Raw genomic sequence first — 24,121 nt, 5'->3', positions numbered from 1 at the left:
ATTAATTTATGAATAAAGAAGAATTAAAAAAACTTCCACTAACAGCGTTTAACGAAACAAGTTGGTTAAAACCTTCGCTAATCATATTTGCCAATCTTATATTTATGGCGAAAGGGCTTTTACTATTTATTGCATCAATTGCCTCTAGAGAAGGTGGAGCGAAGGTTTTAAATTTAATATATCCTGAACAATCTCAGCTTTATATTGCCATTGCATTATCAGTTATTCCTTTAGTGACTTTGGTAATGCTCACTATTGGCGAGGTTGAAGACTACTTAAAAGTCAAAAAAGCTCTTTTTATTGCATGCTCAATGCAACTTGTGGCTGAAATATCATTTTCAGTTTCACAGCTTTTTGCAGTAAAACATTTTTTTAATTCGCCACAAGTTAAAGTAATCTTTTTACAAGTAATTTTAATCATTATCTTATTACTATCAAAAAGAAGCATGGCCTATTTTGAGCAATTATCAAAAGAAAAGGCCTTATTAAAAGAGGATAGCTAGCTATCTTCTTTTAATAACTCATCAAGCATTTCAATACTTTTACCTATATCTTCATTCAAATCAGTGTGCATAAAGTCTTTATGACTATTAAGCCAACTAAGAGGTTTATCATACCACTTTAATTTTTCTAATCTTTCAATAATACTTACAGGGAATCTATGTTTTATTAGTTTTGCCGAGTTACCAACATACACACCATAAGGTTCTAACTTTTTTCTAGGCGGTATAACTGTTCTCGCACCAACGACGCAACCATTTCCAATAGTTACACCACCCATCACAAAAACCTGATCCCCAAACCAGATATCATTACCAAGTATAGTATCTCCTAGGATTTCTACTGGTTGACTTTCAAAACCTGGAATAGTACCCAAAACTGCTAAAGAAGGTGTGTTTGTGTTATGCATTCCATTCAATACAAATCTACACTCACTGCCGCAAGCAAAATAATTCCCTAACACAATTTTTTGGATATTATTGTCAAACTTAATTTTTGAGCCAAAGCCTAGCCCTGACTGAATACCAATATGAATATTACCATAGTCTGGAGTTACTCCTTGCCAGTTAATAAACGCATCTTTAGGTAGCGAGCTTTTTCTCCCATCTTTATAATTAATATGATAAAAACCAGCACTCTCTGTCATGCTTTCATGCAATTCTTTGTGAATAATTGTTAAATTCGGCATTTTTATAGTCACAATACGGTAAAAAGAAATATAATACCTTATCCTCTACGCTAAAAGAAAATGCACATGAACAAAAAAATTTTAGTAACAGAGCCTTATTTACCAAATAAACAAACTTTTAATCAGTGTCTTGAAAGTATTTATCAGAATAAGTGGCTTACTAACAATGGCCCTCTTTATCAAGAGTTCACTACGGAGCTAAAGAAACTCTTTAAGAGTGAACATTTACTCTTAGTTAGTAATGGTACCCTTGCTCTACAAGTTGCCTATAAACTAAAAAACCTTACAAACAAAAAAGTAATAACAACCCCTTTTACATTTGCAGCAACAACGACCGCTCTCGCTTGGGAGAATATTGAATTTGAGTTTTGTGATATAGACAAACACACTTGGAACCTTTGCCCAAACAAAACTGAAGACAGATTAAAACAAGGCGCTATTGATGCAATTGTTCCTGTCAATATCTTTGGTATGCCTTGCGATATGGAAGCGTTTGATTTCTTGTCAAGAAAATATGGTGTACCTGTTATTTACGATTCTGCCCATGCGCCTTTCTCAACCTATAAAGAACGCTCCATCTTTGAATTTGGTGATATTCACTGTGTAAGTTTACATGCAACAAAACTACTTCACAGTGTTGAAGGGGGTGTTATCACCTTTAAATACAAAGAAGATTTTGAGAGAGCTAAAAAGCTTATCAACTTTGGACAAGATGATAATGGCATAGTTAATGAACCAGGGATAAATGCAAAGCTATCTGAGTTTCATGCTGCTATGGGATTATGTGTTAGTAAAGAGATAGAAGAGCTAATCAATATTAGAAAGAAATTAATAGCACTATATAAGCAAAATTTAGAAGACTTTTTCTTATTTCAACACGCAAGCTACGATAACACTGTTACCCCCATGTATTTTCCAATAAAATGTGAATCTAAGAAGCAACTTTTAAATATCAAATCTAAATTAGCAGCTAATAATATTTATGCCCGTCACTATTTTGACCCTAGCAATTTAAAATTTTTGTCATCACTTTCAATTCCATCAACATGTAATAAAATAGCATCATCGGTATTGTGCTTACCTCTAAGTTCACAATTGTCAAACGTTCAAGTAAATACTATTTGTAAAATAATAAAAGAAAGCTAATGGAAAACTTAATTATTTATGGTAATTCTAGTATGGCTAGAACTTACTACTCGTATTTGAAAAAACACTATAATATTTTAGGTTTTGCAATCGAAAATAGTTTATTTACTCAAGAACAGTTTCTTTACGATAAACCCATCTATGAATTTGAAACTCTTCATTCAGTTATCAACCTACCATTCAAAATGATTATTGCTGTGGGTTATAGTGAAATGAACGATATTCGAGCTCGAATTTTCAATAAAGCCATAGAACTTGGGTATGAGCTAACCTCATTTATTCATCCTTCAATTGAGATACATGAAAACCTATCCTTTGGTTTAAACACTGTTATTTTTGAAAATACTTCCATCCATTGTGATACCCAGATCGGCAATAATGTTTTTATTTCATCAGGGGTAAATATTGGGCACGATTGTAAAATTGGCGATAACTCATGGCTCAATTCGGGAGTAACGTTAGCTGGTTCAGTTACACTATCTGAAAATACCTTCATGGGTATTAACTCATGCGTAGCACACAACATTCAAGTAATGCCATACAGCTACATCGGTGCTAATACCCTAGTAAACAAAAATACCCTCCCTCACAGCGTAACAATCTCCGAAGCTGGAGAAGTGTTTCCATTTAAAAGTAAAAAATTCTTAAAAATAAGTGAGTTATAATATGTCTCGCCTTATTCACCAAATACAGCAAGCCTATTTAGGGCAAGAAAACAAAATAGCAGTCATTATTGATGACAAACGTTATAGCTATGCTGAATTATATGAACGTGCAGAACAAGTAAAATACTACCTAACAACTGAACTTCAAGTACAAAGTGATGACTTTATTGGTATCGTTTTACCAAATAATTTGGAGTTTGTGTTACTAACCCTTGTAGCTGCAGATATGAACTTAACACTTGTTCCATTGATGACAAATACACCTGTGAACACCTTGAGTAACACTCTTAAAAGCTTACCTATAAAGCATGTCATTACGGAACCATTTACGAAAAATTTCAATAATTACCCAGACCACTTAAACAACATTTCTATCTCTAGTATTAACAGCGATGAGCTAACACAGAAGAGAACAGCTTTAGGAGATGATTTTTCTGATTCTCATAACAAAGCCCTAATTCTTACAATGACATCTGGCTCAACGGGCAATCCTAAACCTATAGTATTAACACAAGGTGTAAAAATTGAACGAGCCAAAGCAGCAATCAAGCTTTACAATGTTACTGCGTCAGATATTACATTAATCGCTACACCGCTCTACCACTCATTAGCTGAACGGCTTTTATTTGTCTCTTTATTAAGTGGTGGTACAGCTGTGATTATGAGTAAGTTTGATATTGCAAAGTGGGTGGAACGAATCTCGACTCTACGAGTGACATTTACAATTGCCGTCTCGTCGCAGCTAAAACAGATTATAAATTATCAGCGTAACTATGATGCTGACTTTTCAACATTACGATGTTTAGTGTCATCTTCAGCGTTGCTTGACACACACACAAAGCTTCAATTGATAGAACTATTATCCTGTGAATTTCATGAGTGCTATGGAACTTCTGAAATTGCAATTGCGACCAATGTGAAGTTTTCACCTGAAAAAAGCTTACCAACTGTTGGTACCGCAATTGAGGGAGTTGATGTGAAAATTTTAGCTCCGAATGGCGGTTTTGCCAATGAGAATAGCCAGGGTGAAATTATATGTAAAACCCCGATGATGTTTAGTGGCTACTTTAATTTACCTGAGAAGACGCGTGAAGCATTTCATGATGGTTATTTTAAAACGGGAGATCTAGGTTACTTAGACGAAAAGGGAAACCTATTCTATTTGGGTAGAAGCAAGGATGTCATAATAACGGGTGGTATAAATGTCTACCCAAATGACATTGATGCACTACTAAATGAGCTAGATGAAATAAATGAATGCTATGCATTTCCAATGCAGGATGAACGATTAGGAGAGGTCGTTGCAGTAGCATTAAAACCAAAGCTTAAAGATATTAACTTAAAAAAAATCAGCCGATATTGCATGAAAAACTTATCTGATGCACAACAACCTAGGCATTATGTTATATTTGATGAGTTTCCCAAAACTGCTCTGGGTAAAATAGAAAGATATAAGTTAGAAGAACTTGCTAATAAGATAATAGAACAAGACCCTAGCAAGCATACATCATTTAATTATCAGGTAAATTAGAATGGACTATTCCGAACCATTAAAAATTGCATTCATCGGTGGAGGTCTTAACTCAGCTGTAGGTTATGCACACTATTGCGCATCTCACCTTGATGGCAACTTTGAATTAGTTGCTGGAGCTTTTAGCCAACAAGAAGATATTAACAAGAAAACTGCACAAAAGTACGGTGTAAAGCCCCAGCACACATATGATTGTTGGCAAAACTTAATTTTAAGTGAGAAAGGTCATATTGACGCGATTGTTATACTTACACCCACACCTTTACATGAAAAAATGGTAATTTATGCCATTGAAAATAACATACCTGTAATATGTGAAAAAGCGCTTACAAACTCTCTAGCTGCCTTTAAAAGTATCGAAAATGCTGTAAAAGAGAACAATGGCTACCTAGCTGTAACCTATAACTACTCAGGTTACCCAATGGTTAGAGAGTTAAAGAACCGCATTGAGAAAGATGAATTAGGTAAGATTCACCATATTCAGATTGAAATGCCACAAGAGGGCTTTTCTCGCTTACTAGATAATGGCTCTAAGCCATGTCCGCAGAAGTGGCGACTTGAAGACGGTGAAATCCCCACTATCCACCTTGACCTTACCGTTCACTTGCAACATCTAGTTTATTATTTAACAGGGAAAAGACCTTTAAATGTAAGTGCTGAGCACAACTCCTTTGGTTGGTTTGAAGGAATAATTGACGATGCCTCAGCTACGGCTGAGTATCAGGATAATTTGAAATGCAGATACTGGGTAAGTAAGTCTTCTTTAGGCCATAAGAATGGTTTAAAGATAAGCTTATATGGCGATAAAGGTTCCGCATTTTGGTATCAAGCAGATTCAGAATATTTGAAGTTAAGCTACGTCGACGGGAAACAAGAAATCATTGAGCGAGGAGGAATTTGTACTGTAGGGAATGAACCGACATACAATCGTTTTAAGCCTGGTCATCCTTCTGGTTTTATTGAAGCCTTTGCAAACATTTATACTGACTTCGCTGCATCTATTGTTAATTTCAAACAAGGCACTAAGGACCATGTAAGTAAAGAGTATGGTTTAGAGCCAACGAAGCAAAGCTTTCTAATGCTTGATGCAATGGTTAAATCAGCAAAATCAAAATACTGCGAGCAAATTTCTTATGACGAATAATGACGTACTAACCAAAATAAAAGCGGTAGCAAATAAACTATCACCATCTGAACTAATCGAAAATTACATAGAAAGTGGCATTTTTGACTCCATGACTATCATGCGATTTGTAATGGAACTAGAGGATGAGTTTGAAATTGATTTTGATGAAGCTGAGCTGGGAAGTAGTGACTTTAAGACCCTTCAAGGATTAACAAACATGATTGAAAAAAAGCTGACTAAATAGTCAGCTTTTCGGTTTGAAGTACATAATTGTTTCTATCCAACTTTCTGTATAATGCCTTAAATAAATATCGTAATCGTCACGAATATTTAAAATTTGCTTTGATAAATCAAGAAAGTCATTTGGATGATGATATACAGCAATAGCAAGTTTTGGGTGATCTTCTAAAATGTGCTTCTCGGCACCTTTTAACGCATGAGATTCCCAACCCTCTAAATCCATTTTAATTAAGGATATTTCGCTCTTAATTGCTGAATCAATAGGGACTACAGGAATCGAAATATCGCCATTATCACTAACAATCGATGCAGAGCCATCCTCAAAAAAACGTAAAACAGTTTCAGTATCTGAAACACCTTTTTCTATAAACTCAATATCTGAAAAATTAGTTAAGCGCTCTTTGGCAAGTTTTAAATTATTAGGGTTAGGTTCAAACAAGTAAACCTTTTTATAATCAGGGTAACGCAAGCAAAACTCTTCAGTTGTATCCCCAGTAAACCCGCCAGCATCAACAAAGACTTCTTCAGAATATTCCATAAAATCTTCAAAATATTGATCTTTTGGTCTAAAGTCATATTCAGATAATAAGCTTGGGTCGCCTGATACACGGTACCTGAGAACATCTTTCAATACTTTTCGAGAAGCATTATCATTCAACCTATCATATAATTCCACCCACTCACTCCCCCTATTTAGTAAACTAGACCTCGTTTGCTCAACAAACTCGGGGAGCGAAATCTCTTTATAGGCTTTATTTAGCTCTGAATAATTAAAAAAGTTTTTGATTCCAACACTCTCTAGACGCTTAATAGCAGTGCGAGGCTTAGCATTTAACACACAATTAATAACTATAAAATCATTTTTATTAGTAGCTAAATTTTCAAGCTTAATAATTGGTTGGCCATTATGTTCTTCTTCTGAAGTAAAATCATCTATATACCCTTTAAGAGATACAGCCTCAGCTAAACTTTGGGATTGCTCATTAATTCCAAACGCATAGATATCTAAATCCAAAAAGTCTTCAAATTTTTTAGGTAGTTTAGAAGCGCCATTATTCCAATCTTCTAAAAATTCTTTTACTGTATTAATTAACACTCTTATGACTCCAACAGTTTCGTGATCGCAGCTAACATTCTTACATCTCCTTCAGAGCCTTCTGAAGATGTTACCTTACTTAAGTCAACATTACGTATTTCATCACGCATTTTATTTAAAGCATTATAATTATTCACAAGCTCTATCGCTTTATTTGTTAACTCTTCAACTGAGTTACACAGCCCACCAAGATACCCTAAACCACTCCAAATTTGATAATCAGTTGCACCAGAAATATCAGAGTCATCTAAAATAAATAGCTTAGGCATATTTAGCAGCAGTAAATCTATATTACTGTTTGCACCACCAAACGGAAGTGTTGGAATCGCAAAATCACACTGCGAAATAATTCCCATATACTCACTATAAGGAGCATAGTTATGAACAACACTATTTGGGATTAGGCGCCTAATCATTGATGTCATTGCAAAATATTCTAAGTCTTGTTTTGACGTTGCCATAAACATATGGAATTTAACTTTTTTCTGGCTTTGCTCAGTTATCTTCTGACAAACATCAACTAAATCGCTCGTAATTTTTTGCACAACACCATTAATAAGAATATTACACTCTGAGTCGTCATATTCTTTATTAACTTTTTCAAACTCTCGGATGTGCATTTTGGTGACACCTTCTGGCATTTCAAGCACTTCTTCAGAGAGTATTGAGTTCCAATGCTCTGCAGTTCGACCTAAATTGTCCATAAAGAAGTAGTCTACGTTTTCTATATAACTACTCGATGGGTGACCACCACACATAATTTGTTTTGGCGCTAATCTCTGCGTTGCTAGTAAAGGCACCCAAGTCGACATACCTATTGAAGGGTATAACACGATTTGAGGGTTGTGAGCAATAATCTCAGGTAAATACGATTCAAAGTCATACGGCTCATCGAATTTAATAACCTTATCAAAATCAAGCTCAGAGGTTTCAGTCAATTGCTTTTCTGCAGATACACCGATTACAAAAAATCTATTTTTTAATTGAGATATCATCGCATGCCAGCAACGATACATTGCATGTTGTGGTCTATAAACCTCATTGAAAACGACTACGACAGGTTTTCCATCAATAACTCCATCTCCACTTAAAGTACTGATCTGCTTTTTCAAGTCATTCGATAAGAAGTTCGCCATTGACTTTTCGAGCGTTTTTGCAGCCCATTTTTTGTAATTGTACTTTTCTTCTCCTGTAAAATTACTCACATGAAAATAAGCTCCCATCATTGCCTCGAGAGACTTAGGTGATGAAACTGTCAGCGGAGGTAGCTTTTTAGCCATTGCACTCAACTTATTTAATGTACTTAGTACCTTTTGACTTAACAGAACAGTAGTACAACTCATTACGCCTAAGTATGTTTGTGCAGCTTCAGAGGGTAAATGCTTGATTAACAAATCCCAAGGCATTTCAATATTAGAGCTTGGAATATAAAGCACCATCAGTCGTAAAATATCTTGTTTGGTATGTTGTGTTTTTTTATCCAAGCCTAAGTTGCGGATAATATGATCTGTATTTTGATAAGAGCTTGCTGCAAATGTAAAATTTATTAATCGCTTATTTTGCAAAAAATAAGTAAGCATTTTACTAGAATAGACATACTTTTCATCAGAAAGTAATTGCGTTAATAATACTGCCAAACGCTCTACTAATTGGTATGACTCCAAATCAAGCTGCTCTTTATTAAGCTCTCTTCCGGCTGGTGCTTGGTTAAAGTTCAGTTTATATAACATTTGGCCATTAAAAAGTTCTATCAATAACTTCTCTGCCGCGTCATATTTCTTTAAGTTTATTAAATAGTCTAATTCTGACAATGAAATAGGTGTTTGAGACATTTTATTTCCTTATTGATGGTAAAGTGGTAGCCACCAATTATTATTATTTAAATACCAATTAACTGTAGTTTCCAAAGCATTTGAAAAGTTATAATTTGGGCAATAACCAAGTTCATCCATTGCTTTTGATGCATCGATGGCATAGCGTACATCATGGCCCGGTCTATCTTGAACAAATGTTATTAGTTTCTCACTTTGCCCATTAATTGCACTTAAAGCATTTGGATACTGTGCTTCTAAAGATGCATTATTGGCAAACTTATAGTTCATCAATTCACATAATCGGTGTATTAAGTCGATATTCTTCAACTCATTGTTACCACCGATATTATACGTTTCCCCAACGATGCCTTTTTGCAAAATCAAATCAATGCCTAAACAATGATCATCAACAAATAACCAATCTCTTATTTGCTGGCCATTTCCATAAACTGGAATTGGCTTATCATGCAAAATATTAAGTATCGCTAACGGTATTAGTTTTTCTGGAAAATGCAGTGGACCATAGTTATTTGAACAATTAGACGTAGTAACATTTAAACCATATGTGTGGTGGTAAGCCCTTACAAGATGGTCTGATGAGGCTTTAGAAGCAGAATAAGGCGAATTAGGTTGATATTGGTTTGACTCTTTAAATGGTGCATCATCACTTGTTAAACTGCCATAGACCTCATCGGTTGAAATGTGATGAAAACGATGATTTTCTTTAAAATTTGGGTGCGTTAACCAAAACTGTTTTGCGCATTCTAATAATTCAAATGTACCAACAATATTTGTAAAAATAAAAGGTGTAGCTCCAGAAATCGAACGATCTACATGTGATTCGGCAGCAAAGTTTACAATACAGTTAATCTCATGCTTTGCGAGCAGTTCACCAACTAATTCTTTATCGGCAATATCACCTTGATAAAAAGAAAAACGCTCGTTTGATTTGAACTTTGAAAGGCTGCTTAAATTACCTGCGTAGGTTAGCAGGTCTAAAACTATCACATTACCTTGATTGTTCTTAAGCCAATAATCAACAAAGTTAGAGCCAATAAAACCAGCTCCACCTGTTACTAAAATGTTTTTTATTATTAATTTAGACATCTGTCTCTTGTAAAATATTTAGTAAATATGCGCCGTAACCACTTTTCATTAAAGGTTCAGCTATTGCTTTTAGCTGTGCTGCATCAATCCAACCATTTCTAAAAGCTTGCTCTTCAGGGCAGTTTATTTTTAAGCCTTGACGATTATCAATAGTTTCAATAAATTGGCTTGCGGCTAGTAAATCAGCATGAGTACCTGTATCTAACCATGCAATACCTCGCCCCATAATCTCAACGTTTAGCTCTTGCTTTGTTAAATACTGTTTGAGCACATCTACAATTTCTAGCTCGCCACGCTCACTCAAGACTACGTTTTTGGCAAAACCAACAGCTTGCGAGTCAAAAAAGTAAATTCCTGGTATAGCAAAATGCGATTTTGGCTGTTGTGGTTTTTCCACGATAGATTTAACAATCCCTGCTCTGTCAAATTCCACAACGCCATAATTTTCAGGGTGCGCGACATGATAACCAAAAATAGTACAACCCGATGTTCTATTTGCTGCTTTTAGTAAATTTGTTGGTAGAGTTTGTCCATAAAATAGATTGTCACCAAGAATCATTGCAAAATTATCATTTTTTATGAAATTTTCTGCAATAATGAGTGCATGAGCAAGCCCTTTAGGTTCATGTTGAACTTGATAGGATAATTTTATACCCAGCTGACTGCCATCATTAAGTAGCTTCTTGAATGAGGGTAAATCCTGCTCAGTTGAAATTATTAATATATCTTTAATTCCCGCCTGCATTAAGGTAGCAAGCGGGTAATAAATCATTGGTTTATCATAAACAGGCATTAATTGTTTACTGAGCACTGCGGTGAGTGGATATAACCGGCTACCTGTTCCCCCGGCTAAAATAATCCCTTTCATCTTAAAACCTAATTATTTTGTATTTTGAGTGAATTAATGGTGAATTCAAACTCTTTTAAATTTAAATCTGAAGTACTTTGTAATCCAGCCACGCTGGTTATGTAGATCGTATTTAATTGTTTATCAAACAAGTATAAGTTTAGATACTCAAATGGTTGTAAATCTTGATTTAGCGCCTTAATTTTATAAAAGTGAAATGGCAGTTTACCTTGGTAAGATAAATTGGTTGCTTCTAACTTTTCTACGCTAAAGTCTTTAAATCCTTTTTGCTTCAACTGTGAGAGGGAGCTTTGTACATAGCCTGCAACTTCCTCTGCATTTCCAGTGTAATCAGCACCATTTAGCGTTTGACAATTAACGCTATAAACAACCGTCTCACCCTTAATAACAGCTCTAGCCTTATACTGTTTTGTAAATAAACTAATCGATTCTGACAAGGAGTGTGTATTGCGCGCTACTCTGGGGGAATTTTTAAACTCAACACCAACACCACACAGATCTTTAGCTGAAGTATAAAAACTTGAAAATAGAATAGGGGTAAGTATTAAAAATTTATATTTCATTATTTCCTGCAAAAAAAAAGCCCGGTATAAACCGGGCTTTAATGTAATATAACTATTACTTACCGTCAACTTTGTACTGAGAGTTAGAAACTTCAGAACGACCAGTTGAACTTTGTACTGTAGCGTTAGCAGCAACGTCATCAGCATCAGCATCGATGTTGAATGTTACGCTTAGTTTACGGCTATCAGTAATTGAGAATAAAGCAGCAAGGTCAGCAGCTTTAACACGGTTTACAGTGTTAGCAGCAAGGTCTGAACCTAGGTCTAATGGACCGTACTCAACACCTTGGTCATCGATTGCAGAAACGATAACATCAGCAGTTGTGTTTGCTTCGTTAGCAATGTGTACTTGTGATACAACACCTGAGAAGTTAACTGGGAAGTAAGGAACATTGATAACTACTGCATCTAGTGCCCACTGACCAGCATCATCAGTGATAACTTTAAAGTTATCTGTGCCATCTGTGAAAGTTGCAGTTGCAACAATTTCACCAGTTACAGGGATTACTGTTGCGTTAGAAGAGCTAAATGTAACAGTACCACTTTCAACAGTACCGTCTACTGCGAAATCGCCATCAGCTAAAGTAAAGTTAACAGCATCTTCATCACCGTTTACAGTAGCAGTTGGTGTTGCACCACCTGCATTGTGGTTAACAGTGAAGTTAGTACCATCTAAATCTTCGAAGTTACCTGCAAACTTAATTTCAGCATCAGCATCTTCAATAGCTGCTGGTAGAGATTCGTTAGAAGAAATTTTGTAAGTTAATGTATCGTTGTTTGCATTATCAGTGTCACCGTCTTTAACGAAAGTGATTTGCTCAACACGCTCGATAATACCATCCCACTCTGTAGAAACAGTGAAAGAGTACTGAGACTCTAATTCAGAGATTGCAACACAACCAGTTTCGATTACGTCACCTTTCTCACCTGAATTATTTTGGAAAGAAGTATAACAAACTTCTTCTGAACCAGTAATCTCGATGTCATTTGTACCAGCAGTTAAATCAGCAACAGTTAGACGGAATGCTGAGTTAGCAACTAATGGGTTACCTAGGTTTACTTTGAAAGAAAGAACATCTTTCTTTTCTGAAGTATCTAGTGCAACGTTATCAAAGGTGAAAGAACCTGTACCGTAATCAAATGTCATGTTACCGTCAGCTAGGTTAACATTACCTTCACCGTTAGTTACATCATTGTCGATTGATGACTCTTGAATAGTTACGTTTGACCAGTCAACACCTTCACTGAACTCAAGTTCAATGAAAGAAGATGCTGGAGTAAGCGCGCCTACTACAAAATCAAGAACAAGGTTATTTGTTGCATTACCAACTGCACCAGAGTTACCCGCAGCAACACCTTCTTCAGATAGTTTAATTTTAGCACTTGAAACGTCTACTGCGTGAGCAGAAAACGCACCAAGAACAGCAGAAGCTACTAGCGCTTTATTGAATAGTTTCATTTTTTCCATTCTCCTAGTTTCATGAAACTGATGCACTGATTGGAGTTTCAATGCACCAAGATTTTATTATTTCGACAGGAGTAGTGTCGAATCATTGCAAATTTAAGTGTAACACTTAAACATGTCAAGTGTTAACTCTTTGTTTTTTGCTTTAGAAGCAACCAATATTTATTTTTATTTACATTGGGCTTTCTTAAACACACATTTGCAACTTATTATACTTATACAAATAATTTATTGGGTAAAAACCCACGAATAAATTAACGATTTATTAGCAATTTATCAAGTTAAAACTTTAGGTTTTGTAAGCCTTTTTTAAAACTTTCAGTGATCATTTTCCAATCTTCAGAACTTTTTACGATTTTTGGCGTTACAAGTACAACCAACTCAGTTTTATCTTGCTCTGAACCATCTGTTCTAAACATATGCCCTAAAACTGGAATATCCCCCAGTAAAGGGATTGAGTTTGATGACGTATTATAATTATCGCTAATTAAGCCTCCTAGCATAACAGTTTCACCATCGCCAGCAACCACTTCAGTACTTATTCTTCGTTCAAAAACAGATGGCGAACCACTCAAACTTGGACCTGATGTAGATACGTTAGATATATTTTGTGAAATCGTCATTATCACTGTTCCTTGTGCATTAATAGTTGGGGTTACAGATAAGTCAACACCGGTTTTTCTATATTGAATTGTTGTGGTTTCTCTATCACCGCTAATCGGGTCTGATGTTGTTGCACCAACTGTTGGAATATCATTACCAACATTTATAGTTGCTGAAACACCATCCCTAACAACTAATGTTGGACGTGATAATACATTAATCATGCCGTCAGTTTGATTAAGGTTGATATTAAAATTACCATTTAAGCCAACAATCGAATAACTAAAGCCACCTTCGCCATCGAAACTAAAGGTATTTGTTTTATTGCCTGCGGAGCCATTTCGTATTGCATATTCAACCCCTTTAGAAAAAGAGCCTGTCAAGTTAACCTCTGCAATAACCACTTCCATCATCACTTGCTTTGGCATTACATCAAGTTTTCTGATTATGGGTAACAGCTCTTGATAATGCTTACCCGTTGAGTGAAATATTAATGCATTGGCTCGTTCATCTACTACCATATTCATTTTATCACCTGTGATAAGTGATGATTGGCTTGAAGTACTTGGTGTAGTATTTTGGTTTTGCGAAGCTAAAGGAGCTGATGTCCCACCAGTGCTTTGAGTTTGTACTGAATTAACTCTTTGCTTAGCATTTATTAAAGGTGTCAGCGAAGCTCCTAAATCAGAGGCTCTAGCAAACTGAGGGTGATAAATATAAAAACTTTGCTCACTTCCTGTTGCAGGTTTATCAATAACAATACTCCAGTAGCGAACCCTTTCTAGTATTTCTTCACTATTTGCAAATACAACAACCTGACCAAGATGCTCTATTGGAATAAAGTTAACATTAGCACTTTTTAAATTATCATAATTTGTACTAATACCATCCTGCCTTAATAATTCAGTAGATTTATTAATAAATGTGTTTGAGTCAATGTATTTAAAACCTACAATTGCAACACTTTTGTTATACAGCAACTTACTATCAAAAATCTCAACTAAAGAAAGCGCCCTTAATACTTGCTCTCTATTACCATCTATTGTTAGTAGGCCATCCTCTTCATTTAAATATACTTTGGCTTCGACAAGCGATGATACTGCCGCTCTTATATTATTGGTAGCTTTGTACTTCAAAGGAACTGTATGGCTAATAGCACCTGATGATAAAGGCACACTTTGCTCTGTTCTGCCAAATCCAAATGCTTTGTCAGATTTCATCCCTTTTTTGGGCAAAGGAGAAATAAAATAAACCCCTTCACTACGCTGAATACTAACGCCATTATTTGCTAGAACTTGACTGCTAAGCTTAAATACTTCTTGTGCAGATACATCATTTTTAATCTCAAGAGTAACAGAAGTTTTATTGCTCTTGACTGCAGAATCCACAACATAAGATACACCTAAAAGCTCTCCAAAAGCATAGTGAACAAACTCATTTAATGGCATTGCATTGATAGCTAACTTATACTTTGCTTTTTGGTCAAACTCTTTAGCTAATTCTAAACCTAATTTAGCTGTTTCTTGGTTTGATTTAGCTAAAACTTCAAACGATGATTCAACCTCTGACTCCGATTTACCTTCTATCTGGTCTTGGATGTACTCGTCTTTGTTATCGTTCTTGATAAACGAAGGCGACACCTCTAGAGGTTCAGTTTTATTCGAATTCCCAGGATTGATTAAAGCGCAACCGTTAAGGCTCAAAATCAATCCACAGAAAATAACACTTTTTGTATTAGCTTTTATCATTGTACGTACTTTTGAATAATTCAAATTCTATTTCTTTCCCATCATTAATAAAAATGATGTACCTATTGTCCATTTCCTTTAAGTGAAAACCATCAACAATTTGTTCACCTATATATACTTTTTTAAACTCGGAGTTTTCAGTTTTAAAGATGGCAAAGGATTTTTCTGGTTGTTGAAAAATACCAACAAGTGAAAAACCTTTTCCATTTAACTCAAAAGCGAACTCACTTTTTGGTTGTTTTTTTTGCGTATTAGATGTCGCCTGCGTAAGGGAAAGATCATGATCTTTTTGTATTTTTAACCATTCAGACTCTACATTTAACAACTCTTCTTTAAGACTTAATGGAACATCCAAGGCTTTGCTAGCCAAACTAGTTTCTGAGTTTAATTGTTCTTGGTTATCGCTTTGTAACTGAAACCAAGTAAATACAATTGCAATAACTGAAAATAATATTGCTAATTTATTTATCATGTTATGCCTTATCTTGAAGAATTGTTAACTCAAGGATAGCTGTGATCTTAGTTCTAACGGCTCCGTTAATTCTTCTAGCCGTGTATCTGTAGTTATTTATATTAACAATTGGGAGTAGAGATTCTATTTTTCTACTAGCCTGAATAATACACGCTGGATTACCTTGATATCTTAAGTTCAAATTCCACCTATATAAATTTTCCAGATCAACTTTACCATTCCAGTCAAGCGTTTCTATTTCACAGTTAGCCTCTTGTAAAATTTCTTCAATCTGCTTTTGTAGCTCTAACTTAAACTCAGATTCACTTTCTGATTTATAAAAAAACGATTCTGCATTTTTCAGTTTTAGTTCATTATCATTTAACAAACTTATAATCTGAGCTTCACTTTCAATCATTCCGTTGATTTTAGATAGCTTTTTTTCATTTAAATCTATTCTGTTTTGTTGTTCTAATATTGAAATAAAAAGAGGTTCAGTTATGTACAAATAAACGAGTAAAGCACCAAGAGCAATAAAATAATGCTTATATTTTAACAAGTCTTTCTTCATTTAATTACTCTCACTACTTTTAAGGTAAAAGCATCTTTTCTTCGAGACTTTCGAATAGGAGTGGTGAAAATAGCACTATTTACCATTTCTGATTCATTCAGTTTTTCCAACACTTCTGAAGCTTTGGGGGCTACGCCTCTCATTTCAATAAACTCATCATTACCAACTAGGTTCTGAATTTCCATTCCTGAAGCGATCGCTATTGATATAATATCCCAATCAGTATGTTTTCGATTTATTTTGTTAAATTCATCATTAAGAACTTCTAACTTCTCATTTAATGAAATAAAGTTTTGACGTTTTTGAAGCACATTTGTGGCTTCGGAGTTTAACGTTTTAGATTCAGAGTTTATCGTTTCGATATGTAAATAATTCATTCCATAAACGGCTACCAGAAATAGTGTTGCGAAAGTTAATGGCGCCAAATATAAAACATGTATTTTGCTTAGATTTAGAGATTTGGTAAAAAATACCCTTGAAGATCGAACTAAGTCAACAATGGAAATTTGCTTGAGAAGCTTTTGAAGCAAATTAGAATACTCTAAACGAGAAATATACACAGCCTGAGCTTTATCAGAAAGACCAACACTTTTGATAAAGGTATCAACAGAGTTTAATAACCCGCCTTTATAATCACTTACTCCATATTTTAATGGTTTAGCAAAATAGAGTTCTCCACCAGGAGTATCTATTGATAAACACTGTTTATCTGAGCAATAAAAACTTAGTAATTCCGTCTCAGGTAAAAGCATGGCTGATGAAGGTATTTTATCAATTAGATTAACATCATACGTAATCGTTTTAACATCGAAGCCATCTATTTGAGAGTTCACTGATACTTTTGAAATAGACAAGTTATTACTTGCTATGGAATTAAGAGCAAGTATTGCATCTAGATCTTTTTTGCTAACAGCTGAATATGATTTACGAACTTCTTTATAATGCTTCTTTGAAACTATTATCAATCTAGGTTGAAAATTCTCAGCAGTGCTACTAAATCTATCTAGTGTTTGTAATTGCTGATTAAAATACCCTACTTTATTTTTTATAAATTTTTGTAAAAAAGAGAGACGTTCCAATAAGCTTAAATTAATTACCACGATTTGTTCCAAATATGATTACTGAGCACTAAAGGAGATGTATTACTCAAAGGATTGATATTAGCAATAAACTCTTTTTTAAGTTTTGTACTTCCTTCTGAGACCTCTAATATTACCCTTATTTTACGACCTGTTGCAAAGTTTACATAAATATCTTGTTCAATCCCTGTAAGCTGATAAAAGTCTAATTCTGTTAAGTTACCTGCTCTTCTTTTATTAATTACATTTTCTACTGCATCTTGATTTAAAATCATAACTTTTAATAATTCGTCTGGTGCATTAAAAGGGTTTAGCCCTTCGGTTAATATTACAGTAAAAAAATTTCTTAGATCTTCTGGTCGAATTATATCGCCGCCCTTAACCAAATAGATTTCATCTAAATATTGTAAATGACCATTCCTTGGTACAATCAATCCTCGACTCTCATAATAAGGCTTTTCGGCTCCATTTAATCTATTTAAATCATCACGATCAATCCAGTCTTTTAAGGAATCAACAAACTCACGTTTTTGTGAATCGGATAATTCGTACTGTGTTAAAAAGCTATTAATGAGAGTATCGTTTACATAATTAAGATTTATTAAACCTTTTAAATCTTGTAACTGCACTTTTACACCATTACTCAAAACAAAAGGTGCATTATGAAAATTCCATTTGCTTGCAAGACCTGAGTCTAAGTTATTTCTGTAGAGATTTTTTGAAAGAAGTTCAGAAAGAATTAAGCTTTCTGCATTTTCAAGTCGTACTCTTAGCTGAAAGGAATGCTTAACCTGCTCAGTAATACCAACTTGCCTTTGCGTATTTTTAGAAATAAACATAGCTAATAGTGTCAGTACAATAGAGATAATAAGTACTTGAATAAGAGCTATTCCATTTTGTTTTTTCAAAATTTAAGCCCCCGACTCAGCATACAAAAATAGTTTTTTATGTGAATCACTTTTTAAACTTATTTCTAATAGATGCTGACTTCCAACAAACATGTTTATTTTCAAAGGTAAGATTTCATTTTCGTTAAAGTCATACACTTGAAACACTTTAGGTTGCATATCCTGCTGGAGTTGTTTCATTTCTAAATTAGAACTTTCATATTCACTTACCGCCTGCCAAGAAGGCCAGCCATACGCGTTAAAATAACTCTGTTCTTCAAGCTCCATAACAACAATTTCATGTTGCCAGTTTATTATACTTGCTGCTGAGTAAATAGGCTCTTTAGCAAGTGACTTTTCTTTATAGACCAAATAAAACTTATCTTCTTTGATAATTTCTAACTCAGCAACAGCAATTGCATTAGAAAAAATCGGCGAAGTTGTAATAAAGCGAACACTGGATGATGTCAAATAAAAATAAGCTGATGGCTTATCATTATTGTTAATAACGATATAGTCTGAGATGGCATTAATTGAACGATACACTGATTGGAGAGTTAGTCCTGCTTGAGCTTGTTGCCAGTAGTGTTGAGATCTTTTCTGCCAAGAAGATGAATACAAACTATAAGCACTGTACCCTGAAAGCATAACCGCTACAAGAATACTTGACGCTATAAGCAGCTCAACTAAAGTAAATCCTTTGACGTTCTTCACCACACAAAGACCTCAAAGTTAAAACTCTGACGTAAGCTACCCTGTTCAGCTAATACATTTACATTATAAGTATGAAATTTAATAGGGTATGGACTGGTATCATCAAACTGCATTGGAGGTCTGAAGCTATTAATTCTAGTTGCACTCCAATAGAAAACACCTTCGGCTAGTTGAACTTTTCCATTAAGTTGAATGCCATCCTGTGTACTGCTTGTTCTGAGTTTTTCCTTGATTTGCTCTATAGCTATAGGTGCCATTTGATATAAACTTGTGACATTTGTTGCTTTTCTTGAGCTTAAAGAAGCAGCTGAGAATATATCAGCCACAACTGCTATTGACGAAAATAAAATGATAGCAGCAATTAGCACCTCGATTAACGTAAAACCTGAAGAGCTAGACTTTTTCATTTTCTTTATATGGGCTTGGTAAGTTGATTGTAATCACTTCTTCACCTATGAGGGTTTCAAAGTATTTGTTATTTGAAGTACCGTTAGAATATATTTCTAACTTTTGAGAAGAAAAAATCAGCTGATTAAATACAAATTCTTTTTTTTCATATATTCCTGTTATTAAAATTCTATTTTCAATAAAATCGACTTTAAAATCACTACCAGTGTAAAACGCCTTGTATTTAAGAGATAAAACAAGTTGTTTTACTTTTTCTATTTCAACGAATCGCTCTTGTTTTGATACAACATTAGTAATCAAACCACCAGTTAGGCTCATTGAAACAGCCATAATCGCAAGCACTACCATTAATTCAATGAGCGAAAAGCCAAGTTGTTTTTTAGAGTGGAACATCATTGATTGATACCATACTCATCAACATTGTGATTACAATTCCACCAACAAAGCCACCCATAAACAAGAGCATTAACGGCTCTAACATAGTGGTTAGTTTTTTAATAACTTGTTCTAAATCAGTGCGTGAACGATTTGCAACTTCACTAAAAACACGGGGTAAACGCCCTGTTTCTTCACCTACTTTAATAATCGATAAAAAGAAATCAGGGAAAATACGCGTTTTACTTAATACAAAACTGAGTTGCTTGCCTGATTTTAACTGTTTAAGTGCCTGTTTAGCATCACGTTTAAAGTCTGGGTGTTTTAAGGTTTCTGATGTTAGCTCAAGGGTTGTATCTAATTGTAAACCTGCCTCTAACATCATCGACATACTTTGCGCAAAACGAATACGTTCAGCAGTTGTAATTACATTACCAACCAAAGGTAACTTAGAGCCTGTTACATAAAACCAATTTTTCACTTCTGACTTTTGTAAGGCATAAGCCAGTAAACCAATACCACCAATAACACCACCAACAATGAGTACTTGATAGTCGATGAAAAAGTTACTGGTGTTAATGATCATTTGCGTATACCAAGGTGCCTGTTCTAGGTCGGTAAAAATGCCCGCCATTTTTGGCACAATGAAGGTAAGAACAAAATATACCGCCATAATACACACAAAAAAGATCACTGATGGATAAGTAAGCGCAGTACTTATTTGAGAGCGAAGATCTTTTTGGAATTTTAGATCTGCGGCAAGGCGATTAAGTACTTCAGGTAAATTACCCGATGTTTCACCAATTTTTAATAAACTAATGTAAAGAGGGCCAAACAAGGTTTCATGCTTTGCAAATGCATCACTTAATGATTCTCCCTTTTTAATAGAGCTGGCAATTTGATTAAGTAAGCGACTAAGGGCAGGATGAGCATTCGATTGACGAATAATATCAATACCCTTATCAACACGCACACCGCTTTCAAGTAGCAATGATAATTCGCTAGTGAAAAACTCTAGCTGATCAAGCGTTACTTTTTGACCAAATAGATCAGCTAGCGTTGTACCTGACGTAATCGCTTTAAGCTCTATTGGGTGCAACCCATCAGCGACGAGTTTTTGCTGAGCCTGCGGTTTATCATTGGCTTCAATAGTGCCTTGATGACGCGCGCCAGAGTTATCAATCGCCTTATACTCAAACTCCATTAGCCCGCAACCCTTAGCACTTCATCAATGGTGGTTACACCTGTAATCACTTTATAAAAGCCATCTTCCATAAGGTTACGACGTTTTAAACTTGCGTTATGTGCTTGCGCTTTTGGAATAAACTGGTCGTTTTTAGGCGTCGCCTTTATTTCATCATCACAGCGCAAATATTCGTTTATTGCAATTCGCCCTTTATAACCTGCATTATTGCAATGCTCACATCCTACTGCTTTTTGGATAGTTAAATGTTGAATGCCTGCATTCTCAGCAACTCGTTGCAGTGGGTATTTTGCTAATAATTCGTTGGCATTTTCGTCTGGTGCTGCACAGTGCTGACATAAGCGTCTAGCGAGTCGCTGTGCGACTACAGATACAAGTGCCGCATTTAGTAAAAACTCTTCAACGCCTAAATCAAGTAATCGAGTATAAGCACTTGCGGCATCATTAGTGTGCACAGTACTGAATACAAGGTGACCTGTCAGCGCTGATTGAAGGGCAATTTGCGCGGTCTCTTTATCACGAATTTCACCAACCATGATGATATCAGGATCTTGACGAACAATTGAGCGCAACCCTGCCGCAAAATCAAAACCAATTTCACTGTTTACTTGAACTTGGTTAATACCTTCAAGCTGATATTCCACAGGGTCTTCAAGTGTAATAATTTTTACATCTGGGTTGTTAAGCTCATTTAAGAAGGTGTAAAGCGTAGTTGTTTTACCTGAACCTGTTGGGCCTGTTAGTAAAACTACACCGGTGGTTTTTTTAAGGTCTTCACCAATGAGCGTTTGCGTATCACCTGACAATCCGAGCACCGACATATCATAGCGAATTGAGTCTTTACGCAAGAAACGCAAAACAATACTTTCGCCCTCGTTTAAAGGCAGTGCCGACACACGAATATCTAGTTCTTGATTGGCAATTCGCATTTCAATTTTACCATCTTGAGGACGACGCTTTTCGGCGATATCCATACCAGATAGTATTTTTAAACGTGTTGTAATTGGCAATTGCATTTTAGGTGCAAGTGAGTCTACTTCATGCAGTACACCGTCTATGCGATATCGCACTCTAAAGCGACCTTGATAGGGTTCTAAGTGCATATCGGATGCACCACGTGCTAACGCTTTAGTGATAAGTGAATTTAGTAAGTTAACCGTTGGCGCTTCAGATGCGAGTTCCCTTAAACGTGCTTCTTCATCACCTGTTAATTCTTCTATTTCAACATTCGCTTCTGTTTGACTTTGAATTTCAAAGAAAAAAGCTTGTAGTTGAGATTCAGTCGCAACTAAAACGTTTAATTCAACATTATGAGATAACAAATATTGTGACAGCTCAATACTTAAGGGATCTTTACATGCAAGTGTCCAACAATCTGCGCTAGCTTCTACCAGCAAAGCATCATATTGTTTTAACTGCTCATATACTGAAATAGTTATCTGTTCATTTAATTGCCAGTTTGGGTAATCCTCTGGATCAAAAAGCGAGTAACCAAGCAGTTGATGATATAAAGGTGCCAAGTCATCCTCGGTTAAACACCCCATATTAACCAATATATTCTCTAAACGACCACTGTACCTTTCTTGATAGGTAGTCGCTTTTTCTAAATCGGATTGGCTTACTGCAAACTGCTCAGTAAGTAGCTTTTTAATATCCATCATTGATGAACAACATCCTCACTTTCGCCTTCTCCGCCAGGCTGTCCATCTAGACCATAGGTCATTAATCCATAAGGATTACCATTTTGACCAGGAACAGTATAAACATAAGGCTTACCCCATGGATCCATAGGGATTGCTTTTGGTAGATATGGACCATCCCATCCTGGAGCATCACCAGTACGTAATTCTTCTAATTTAGTTGGTACTGTACCCACATCTAAGCGATATGTATCAATAGCCGTTTCAAACATTTGCATTTGAGCAACTGCTGTTTTCTTTTTTGATGAACTTACTTTAGAAAAAAGTTTAGGCGCTACTAAAGAACCTAAGAGACCTAAAATAATTAGTACGATTAATAGCTCCATCAAGCTAAAGCCGCGCATCTTTTTCATTTTTACAACTCCCATAAATTCGACTTGGCAGTTTATCAAGGGCGATTGCCTATGTCGATAAGTCACGATTTGATGATTGCAACAACTTGTTGCCACATCTTTTTGTTCTGTAATTTAACTTTTTCAGCGTGTTCTAGACTGACACTTGCCTGATTAGTCAAGTCATTCAAAAACTGGTTCAATTTATTTTTTAATTCATCGGCTTCAAGTTGAAAATCAATCACATTTTCAGATAAACCATATTCTCCGTAGAGCATTTCGTATTTATGACTCCAACTTGTGGCTAAGCAAGGAACTCCCTGACAAAGTGCACTTACGCAACCATGAAAGCGGCTGCTTACAACGGCATCACAGCTGCCAATAAGGGCTTTAATTTCGGTTGAGCTTAAACCATCTATCAAAGCTATTTGCTCACTGCAAATAGCGTCAAAAATTGCGTTGCAAATATCTCTATCTTCTTTGCCTTCATGGTTTAATAGTTTTACAAAAAAGCCTTTATCGATAAAAAACCTTGCAGTGTCTATCCAAAAATCATAATACGCTTTCTTTTGCTGCTCTGCATTCGCATGATTAAATTTAGACACCATTTTATTATTAGGAATTAAACAAACGGTTTGCTGCTCTGTTGTGTTAAATCGTTCCACTTCAAGCAATGCTGTAAAGTCAGGACTTTGAAACAATTTATTGCTTTTATTCAATTTTTCACATTCAGCAAACGACGTATCGTCTCTTGCAAAAGTAAGCGCGGTATCGTTGATTAACGACTCTGCAAATTCTTTTAATTCTTCACGCTGAAACGGTCCTAATGCTTGAGGCAATAAAATGTATGGCTTACCTAATGCTTTAAATCGTTTAATTTCTTTAGCTGTATTTCGCAGATCAGCCAAAGGCCACTGGTCGCCATAGGCAAAACCACTGGCATTAAGAATAACATCCACATCAGCCTCAGTTACGATGCCATAACGCTTAAGAAAGTTACGCATTTTCTTTGGTAACTTAGCAAAGATACCTGTCAAATCTAAATTGCCACGGCGAAAGCTAAGCTTTTGCCATGCCCCTAGTTTGGCTCTTTTTACATAGGGTAAATTACGGCCAGGAGAAAGTGTAAGCTGATACTCATCTAAATGTAGGTCCAGCTGCTGCAATATTGCTTCTAACATTAACTCAGCCCCTTTATTCGAGAACTGAACACCTTTAATTTCAATATTTAGCAACAAC

25 protein-coding genes are annotated in these 24,121 nt (G+C 35.4%); 6 read left to right on the top strand and 19 right to left on the bottom strand.

All coding sequences use genetic code 11. The features are described 5' to 3' along the window. Positions 1-8 precede the first annotated feature (8 nt). The gene (locus tag ON073_RS04335) at positions 9-503 is read left to right on the top strand and encodes a DUF2919 family protein (protein WP_274760637.1); all 495 of its coding nucleotides are present in this window, start codon (positions 9-11) and stop codon (positions 501-503) included. Here ON073_RS04335 and ON073_RS04330 read toward each other — a convergent pair. Then, positions 500-1,189 carry a hypothetical protein gene (locus tag ON073_RS04330; RefSeq protein ID WP_274760636.1) on the bottom strand — a complete coding sequence of 230 codons (690 nt, stop codon included), beginning with the start codon at positions 1,187-1,189 and terminating at the stop codon, positions 500-502. The two genes, ON073_RS04335 and ON073_RS04330, sit on opposite strands and share 4 nt — an antisense overlap. 66 nt (positions 1,190-1,255) lie before the next feature. Here ON073_RS04330 and ON073_RS04325 point away from each other — a divergent pair, with 66 nt between their 5' ends. From ON073_RS04325 to ON073_RS04305, 5 genes are read left to right on the top strand one after another with little or no spacing between them, the layout of a single operon-like run. Further along, positions 1,256-2,335, top strand: a complete 1,080-nt coding sequence (locus ON073_RS04325; protein ID WP_274760635.1) for a DegT/DnrJ/EryC1/StrS family aminotransferase — start codon at positions 1,256-1,258, stop codon at positions 2,333-2,335. Then, on the top strand, positions 2,335-3,000 hold the full coding sequence (locus ON073_RS04320; protein WP_274760634.1) for a hypothetical protein: 666 nt from the start codon (positions 2,335-2,337) through the stop codon (positions 2,998-3,000). Before ON073_RS04325 ends, ON073_RS04320 begins: the two co-directional genes overlap by 1 nt. 1 nt (position 3,001) lies before the next feature. After that, positions 3,002-4,531, top strand: coding sequence for a class I adenylate-forming enzyme family protein (locus ON073_RS04315; RefSeq protein WP_274760633.1), 1,530 nt, complete (start codon positions 3,002-3,004; stop codon positions 4,529-4,531). Between the two features lies 1 nt (position 4,532). Further along, entirely contained in the window at positions 4,533-5,675 is a 1,143-nt protein-coding gene (locus ON073_RS04310) for a Gfo/Idh/MocA family protein (RefSeq protein ID WP_274760632.1), read from the top strand. Further along, positions 5,665-5,901, top strand: coding sequence for an acyl carrier protein (locus ON073_RS04305; RefSeq protein ID WP_274760631.1), 237 nt, complete (start codon positions 5,665-5,667; stop codon positions 5,899-5,901). The genes ON073_RS04310 and ON073_RS04305 overlap by 11 nt, the downstream gene beginning before the upstream one ends. Here the strand turns inward: ON073_RS04305 and ON073_RS04300 are convergent, their stop codons facing one another. The 18 genes from ON073_RS04300 to ON073_RS04215 form a co-directional block, all read right to left on the bottom strand. Next, positions 5,902-6,993: an FkbM family methyltransferase gene (locus ON073_RS04300; RefSeq protein ID WP_274760630.1), complete on the bottom strand. Its 1,092-nt coding sequence runs from the start codon at positions 6,991-6,993 to the stop codon at positions 5,902-5,904. Positions 6,994-6,995: 2 nt separating this feature from the next. After that, a complete protein-coding gene (locus ON073_RS04295) occupies positions 6,996-8,825 on the bottom strand; it encodes a hypothetical protein (protein WP_274760629.1) in 1,830 nt (609 codons plus the stop codon). A gap of 9 nt (positions 8,826-8,834) precedes the next feature. Continuing rightward, positions 8,835-9,914, bottom strand: coding sequence for a dTDP-glucose 4,6-dehydratase (gene rfbB / locus ON073_RS04290; RefSeq protein WP_274760628.1), 1,080 nt, complete (start codon positions 9,912-9,914; stop codon positions 8,835-8,837). Continuing rightward, positions 9,907-10,782: a glucose-1-phosphate thymidylyltransferase RfbA gene (gene rfbA, locus ON073_RS04285; protein ID WP_274760627.1), complete on the bottom strand. Its 876-nt coding sequence runs from the start codon at positions 10,780-10,782 to the stop codon at positions 9,907-9,909. Before rfbA ends, rfbB begins: the two co-directional genes overlap by 8 nt. 8 nt (positions 10,783-10,790) lie before the next feature. Next, on the bottom strand, positions 10,791-11,345 hold the full coding sequence (locus tag ON073_RS04280) for a hypothetical protein (protein ID WP_274760626.1): 555 nt from the start codon (positions 11,343-11,345) through the stop codon (positions 10,791-10,793). 55 nt (positions 11,346-11,400) lie between these two features. Next, on the bottom strand, positions 11,401-12,804 hold the full coding sequence (locus ON073_RS04275) for a hypothetical protein (protein WP_274760625.1): 1,404 nt from the start codon (positions 12,802-12,804) through the stop codon (positions 11,401-11,403). A 287-nt stretch (positions 12,805-13,091) separates the two neighbouring features. Beyond that, the gene (locus tag ON073_RS04270) at positions 13,092-15,161 is read right to left on the bottom strand and encodes a secretin N-terminal domain-containing protein (protein ID WP_274760624.1); all 2,070 of its coding nucleotides are present in this window, start codon (positions 15,159-15,161) and stop codon (positions 13,092-13,094) included. Then, positions 15,148-15,633: a hypothetical protein gene (locus tag ON073_RS04265; protein ID WP_274760623.1), complete on the bottom strand. Its 486-nt coding sequence runs from the start codon at positions 15,631-15,633 to the stop codon at positions 15,148-15,150. The genes ON073_RS04270 and ON073_RS04265 overlap by 14 nt, the downstream gene beginning before the upstream one ends. Position 15,634: 1 nt before the next feature. Further along, positions 15,635-16,183 carry a hypothetical protein gene (locus ON073_RS04260; RefSeq protein WP_274760622.1) on the bottom strand — a complete coding sequence of 183 codons (549 nt, stop codon included), beginning with the start codon at positions 16,181-16,183 and terminating at the stop codon, positions 15,635-15,637. After that, positions 16,180-17,283, bottom strand: a complete 1,104-nt coding sequence (locus ON073_RS04255) for a hypothetical protein (RefSeq protein WP_274760621.1) — start codon at positions 17,281-17,283, stop codon at positions 16,180-16,182. The genes ON073_RS04260 and ON073_RS04255 overlap by 4 nt, the downstream gene beginning before the upstream one ends. Further along, positions 17,277-18,170: a general secretion pathway protein GspK gene (locus ON073_RS04250; RefSeq protein ID WP_274760620.1), complete on the bottom strand. Its 894-nt coding sequence runs from the start codon at positions 18,168-18,170 to the stop codon at positions 17,277-17,279. Before ON073_RS04250 ends, ON073_RS04255 begins: the two co-directional genes overlap by 7 nt. 3 nt (positions 18,171-18,173) lie before the next feature. Then, positions 18,174-18,863 carry a prepilin-type N-terminal cleavage/methylation domain-containing protein gene (locus tag ON073_RS04245; protein WP_274760619.1) on the bottom strand — a complete coding sequence of 230 codons (690 nt, stop codon included), beginning with the start codon at positions 18,861-18,863 and terminating at the stop codon, positions 18,174-18,176. Next, positions 18,860-19,270, bottom strand: coding sequence for a type IV pilus modification PilV family protein (locus ON073_RS04240; protein WP_274760618.1), 411 nt, complete (start codon positions 19,268-19,270; stop codon positions 18,860-18,862). The genes ON073_RS04245 and ON073_RS04240 overlap by 4 nt, the downstream gene beginning before the upstream one ends. Further along, the gene (locus tag ON073_RS04235) at positions 19,257-19,667 is read right to left on the bottom strand and encodes a type II secretion system protein (RefSeq protein ID WP_274760617.1); all 411 of its coding nucleotides are present in this window, start codon (positions 19,665-19,667) and stop codon (positions 19,257-19,259) included. The genes ON073_RS04240 and ON073_RS04235 overlap by 14 nt, the downstream gene beginning before the upstream one ends. Continuing rightward, positions 19,651-20,850, bottom strand: coding sequence for a type II secretion system F family protein (locus ON073_RS04230; RefSeq protein ID WP_274760616.1), 1,200 nt, complete (start codon positions 20,848-20,850; stop codon positions 19,651-19,653). The genes ON073_RS04235 and ON073_RS04230 overlap by 17 nt, the downstream gene beginning before the upstream one ends. Next, complete coding sequence (locus ON073_RS04225) at positions 20,850-22,508, bottom strand: GspE/PulE family protein (RefSeq protein WP_274760663.1); 1,659 nt, start codon at positions 22,506-22,508, stop codon at positions 20,850-20,852. The genes ON073_RS04230 and ON073_RS04225 overlap by 1 nt, the downstream gene beginning before the upstream one ends. Beyond that, positions 22,508-22,903 (bottom strand): type II secretion system major pseudopilin GspG, encoded by a 396-nt coding sequence (gene gspG, locus ON073_RS04220; protein ID WP_274760615.1) that lies wholly within the window; start codon positions 22,901-22,903, stop codon positions 22,508-22,510. Before gspG ends, ON073_RS04225 begins: the two co-directional genes overlap by 1 nt. A gap of 62 nt (positions 22,904-22,965) precedes the next feature. Then, positions 22,966-24,117: a polysaccharide pyruvyl transferase family protein gene (locus tag ON073_RS04215; RefSeq protein ID WP_274760614.1), complete on the bottom strand. Its 1,152-nt coding sequence runs from the start codon at positions 24,115-24,117 to the stop codon at positions 22,966-22,968. Between the last annotated feature and the right edge of the window lie 4 nt (positions 24,118-24,121).

The sequence above is a fragment of the Pseudoalteromonas sp. G4 genome, from assembly GCF_028875915.1.
GTDB lineage: Bacteria > Pseudomonadota > Gammaproteobacteria > Enterobacterales > Alteromonadaceae > Pseudoalteromonas.
Note: the sequence above shows the minus strand (reverse complement) of the source record. Positions and strands in the feature narration are given on the sequence as shown.

Excerpts from the sequence above, each read along its gene's own strand:
- ON073_RS04280 (WP_274760626.1), bottom strand. The coding sequence starts at position 11,345 with ATGAAATATAAATTTTTAATACTTACCCCTATTCTATTTTCAAGTTTT.
- ON073_RS04330 (WP_274760636.1), bottom strand. The coding sequence starts at position 1,189 with ATGCCGAATTTAACAATTATTCACAAAGAATTGCATGAAAGCATGACA.
- ON073_RS04270 (WP_274760624.1), bottom strand. The coding sequence starts at position 15,161 with ATGATAAAAGCTAATACAAAAAGTGTTATTTTCTGTGGATTGATTTTG.
- ON073_RS04235 (WP_274760617.1), bottom strand. The coding sequence starts at position 19,667 with ATGATGTTCCACTCTAAAAAACAACTTGGCTTTTCGCTCATTGAATTA.
- ON073_RS04265 (WP_274760623.1), bottom strand. The coding sequence starts at position 15,633 with ATGATAAATAAATTAGCAATATTATTTTCAGTTATTGCAATTGTATTT.
- ON073_RS04315 (WP_274760633.1), top strand. The coding sequence starts at position 3,002 with ATGTCTCGCCTTATTCACCAAATACAGCAAGCCTATTTAGGGCAAGAA.
- gspG (WP_274760615.1), bottom strand. The coding sequence starts at position 22,903 with ATGAAAAAGATGCGCGGCTTTAGCTTGATGGAGCTATTAATCGTACTA.
- ON073_RS04230 (WP_274760616.1), bottom strand. The coding sequence starts at position 20,850 with ATGGAGTTTGAGTATAAGGCGATTGATAACTCTGGCGCGCGTCATCAA.
- rfbA (WP_274760627.1), bottom strand. The coding sequence starts at position 10,782 with ATGAAAGGGATTATTTTAGCCGGGGGAACAGGTAGCCGGTTATATCCA.
- ON073_RS04310 (WP_274760632.1), top strand. The coding sequence starts at position 4,533 with ATGGACTATTCCGAACCATTAAAAATTGCATTCATCGGTGGAGGTCTT.
- ON073_RS04240 (WP_274760618.1), bottom strand. The coding sequence starts at position 19,270 with ATGAAAAAGTCTAGCTCTTCAGGTTTTACGTTAATCGAGGTGCTAATT.
- ON073_RS04325 (WP_274760635.1), top strand. The coding sequence starts at position 1,256 with ATGAACAAAAAAATTTTAGTAACAGAGCCTTATTTACCAAATAAACAA.
- ON073_RS04225 (WP_274760663.1), bottom strand. The coding sequence starts at position 22,508 with ATGGATATTAAAAAGCTACTTACTGAGCAGTTTGCAGTAAGCCAATCC.
- ON073_RS04295 (WP_274760629.1), bottom strand. The coding sequence starts at position 8,825 with ATGTCTCAAACACCTATTTCATTGTCAGAATTAGACTATTTAATAAAC.
- ON073_RS04260 (WP_274760622.1), bottom strand. The coding sequence starts at position 16,183 with ATGAAGAAAGACTTGTTAAAATATAAGCATTATTTTATTGCTCTTGGT.
- ON073_RS04305 (WP_274760631.1), top strand. The coding sequence starts at position 5,665 with ATGACGAATAATGACGTACTAACCAAAATAAAAGCGGTAGCAAATAAA.
- rfbB (WP_274760628.1), bottom strand. The coding sequence starts at position 9,914 with ATGTCTAAATTAATAATAAAAAACATTTTAGTAACAGGTGGAGCTGGT.
- ON073_RS04320 (WP_274760634.1), top strand. The coding sequence starts at position 2,335 with ATGGAAAACTTAATTATTTATGGTAATTCTAGTATGGCTAGAACTTAC.
- ON073_RS04275 (WP_274760625.1), bottom strand. The coding sequence starts at position 12,804 with ATGAAACTATTCAATAAAGCGCTAGTAGCTTCTGCTGTTCTTGGTGCG.
- ON073_RS04335 (WP_274760637.1), top strand. The coding sequence starts at position 9 with ATGAATAAAGAAGAATTAAAAAAACTTCCACTAACAGCGTTTAACGAA.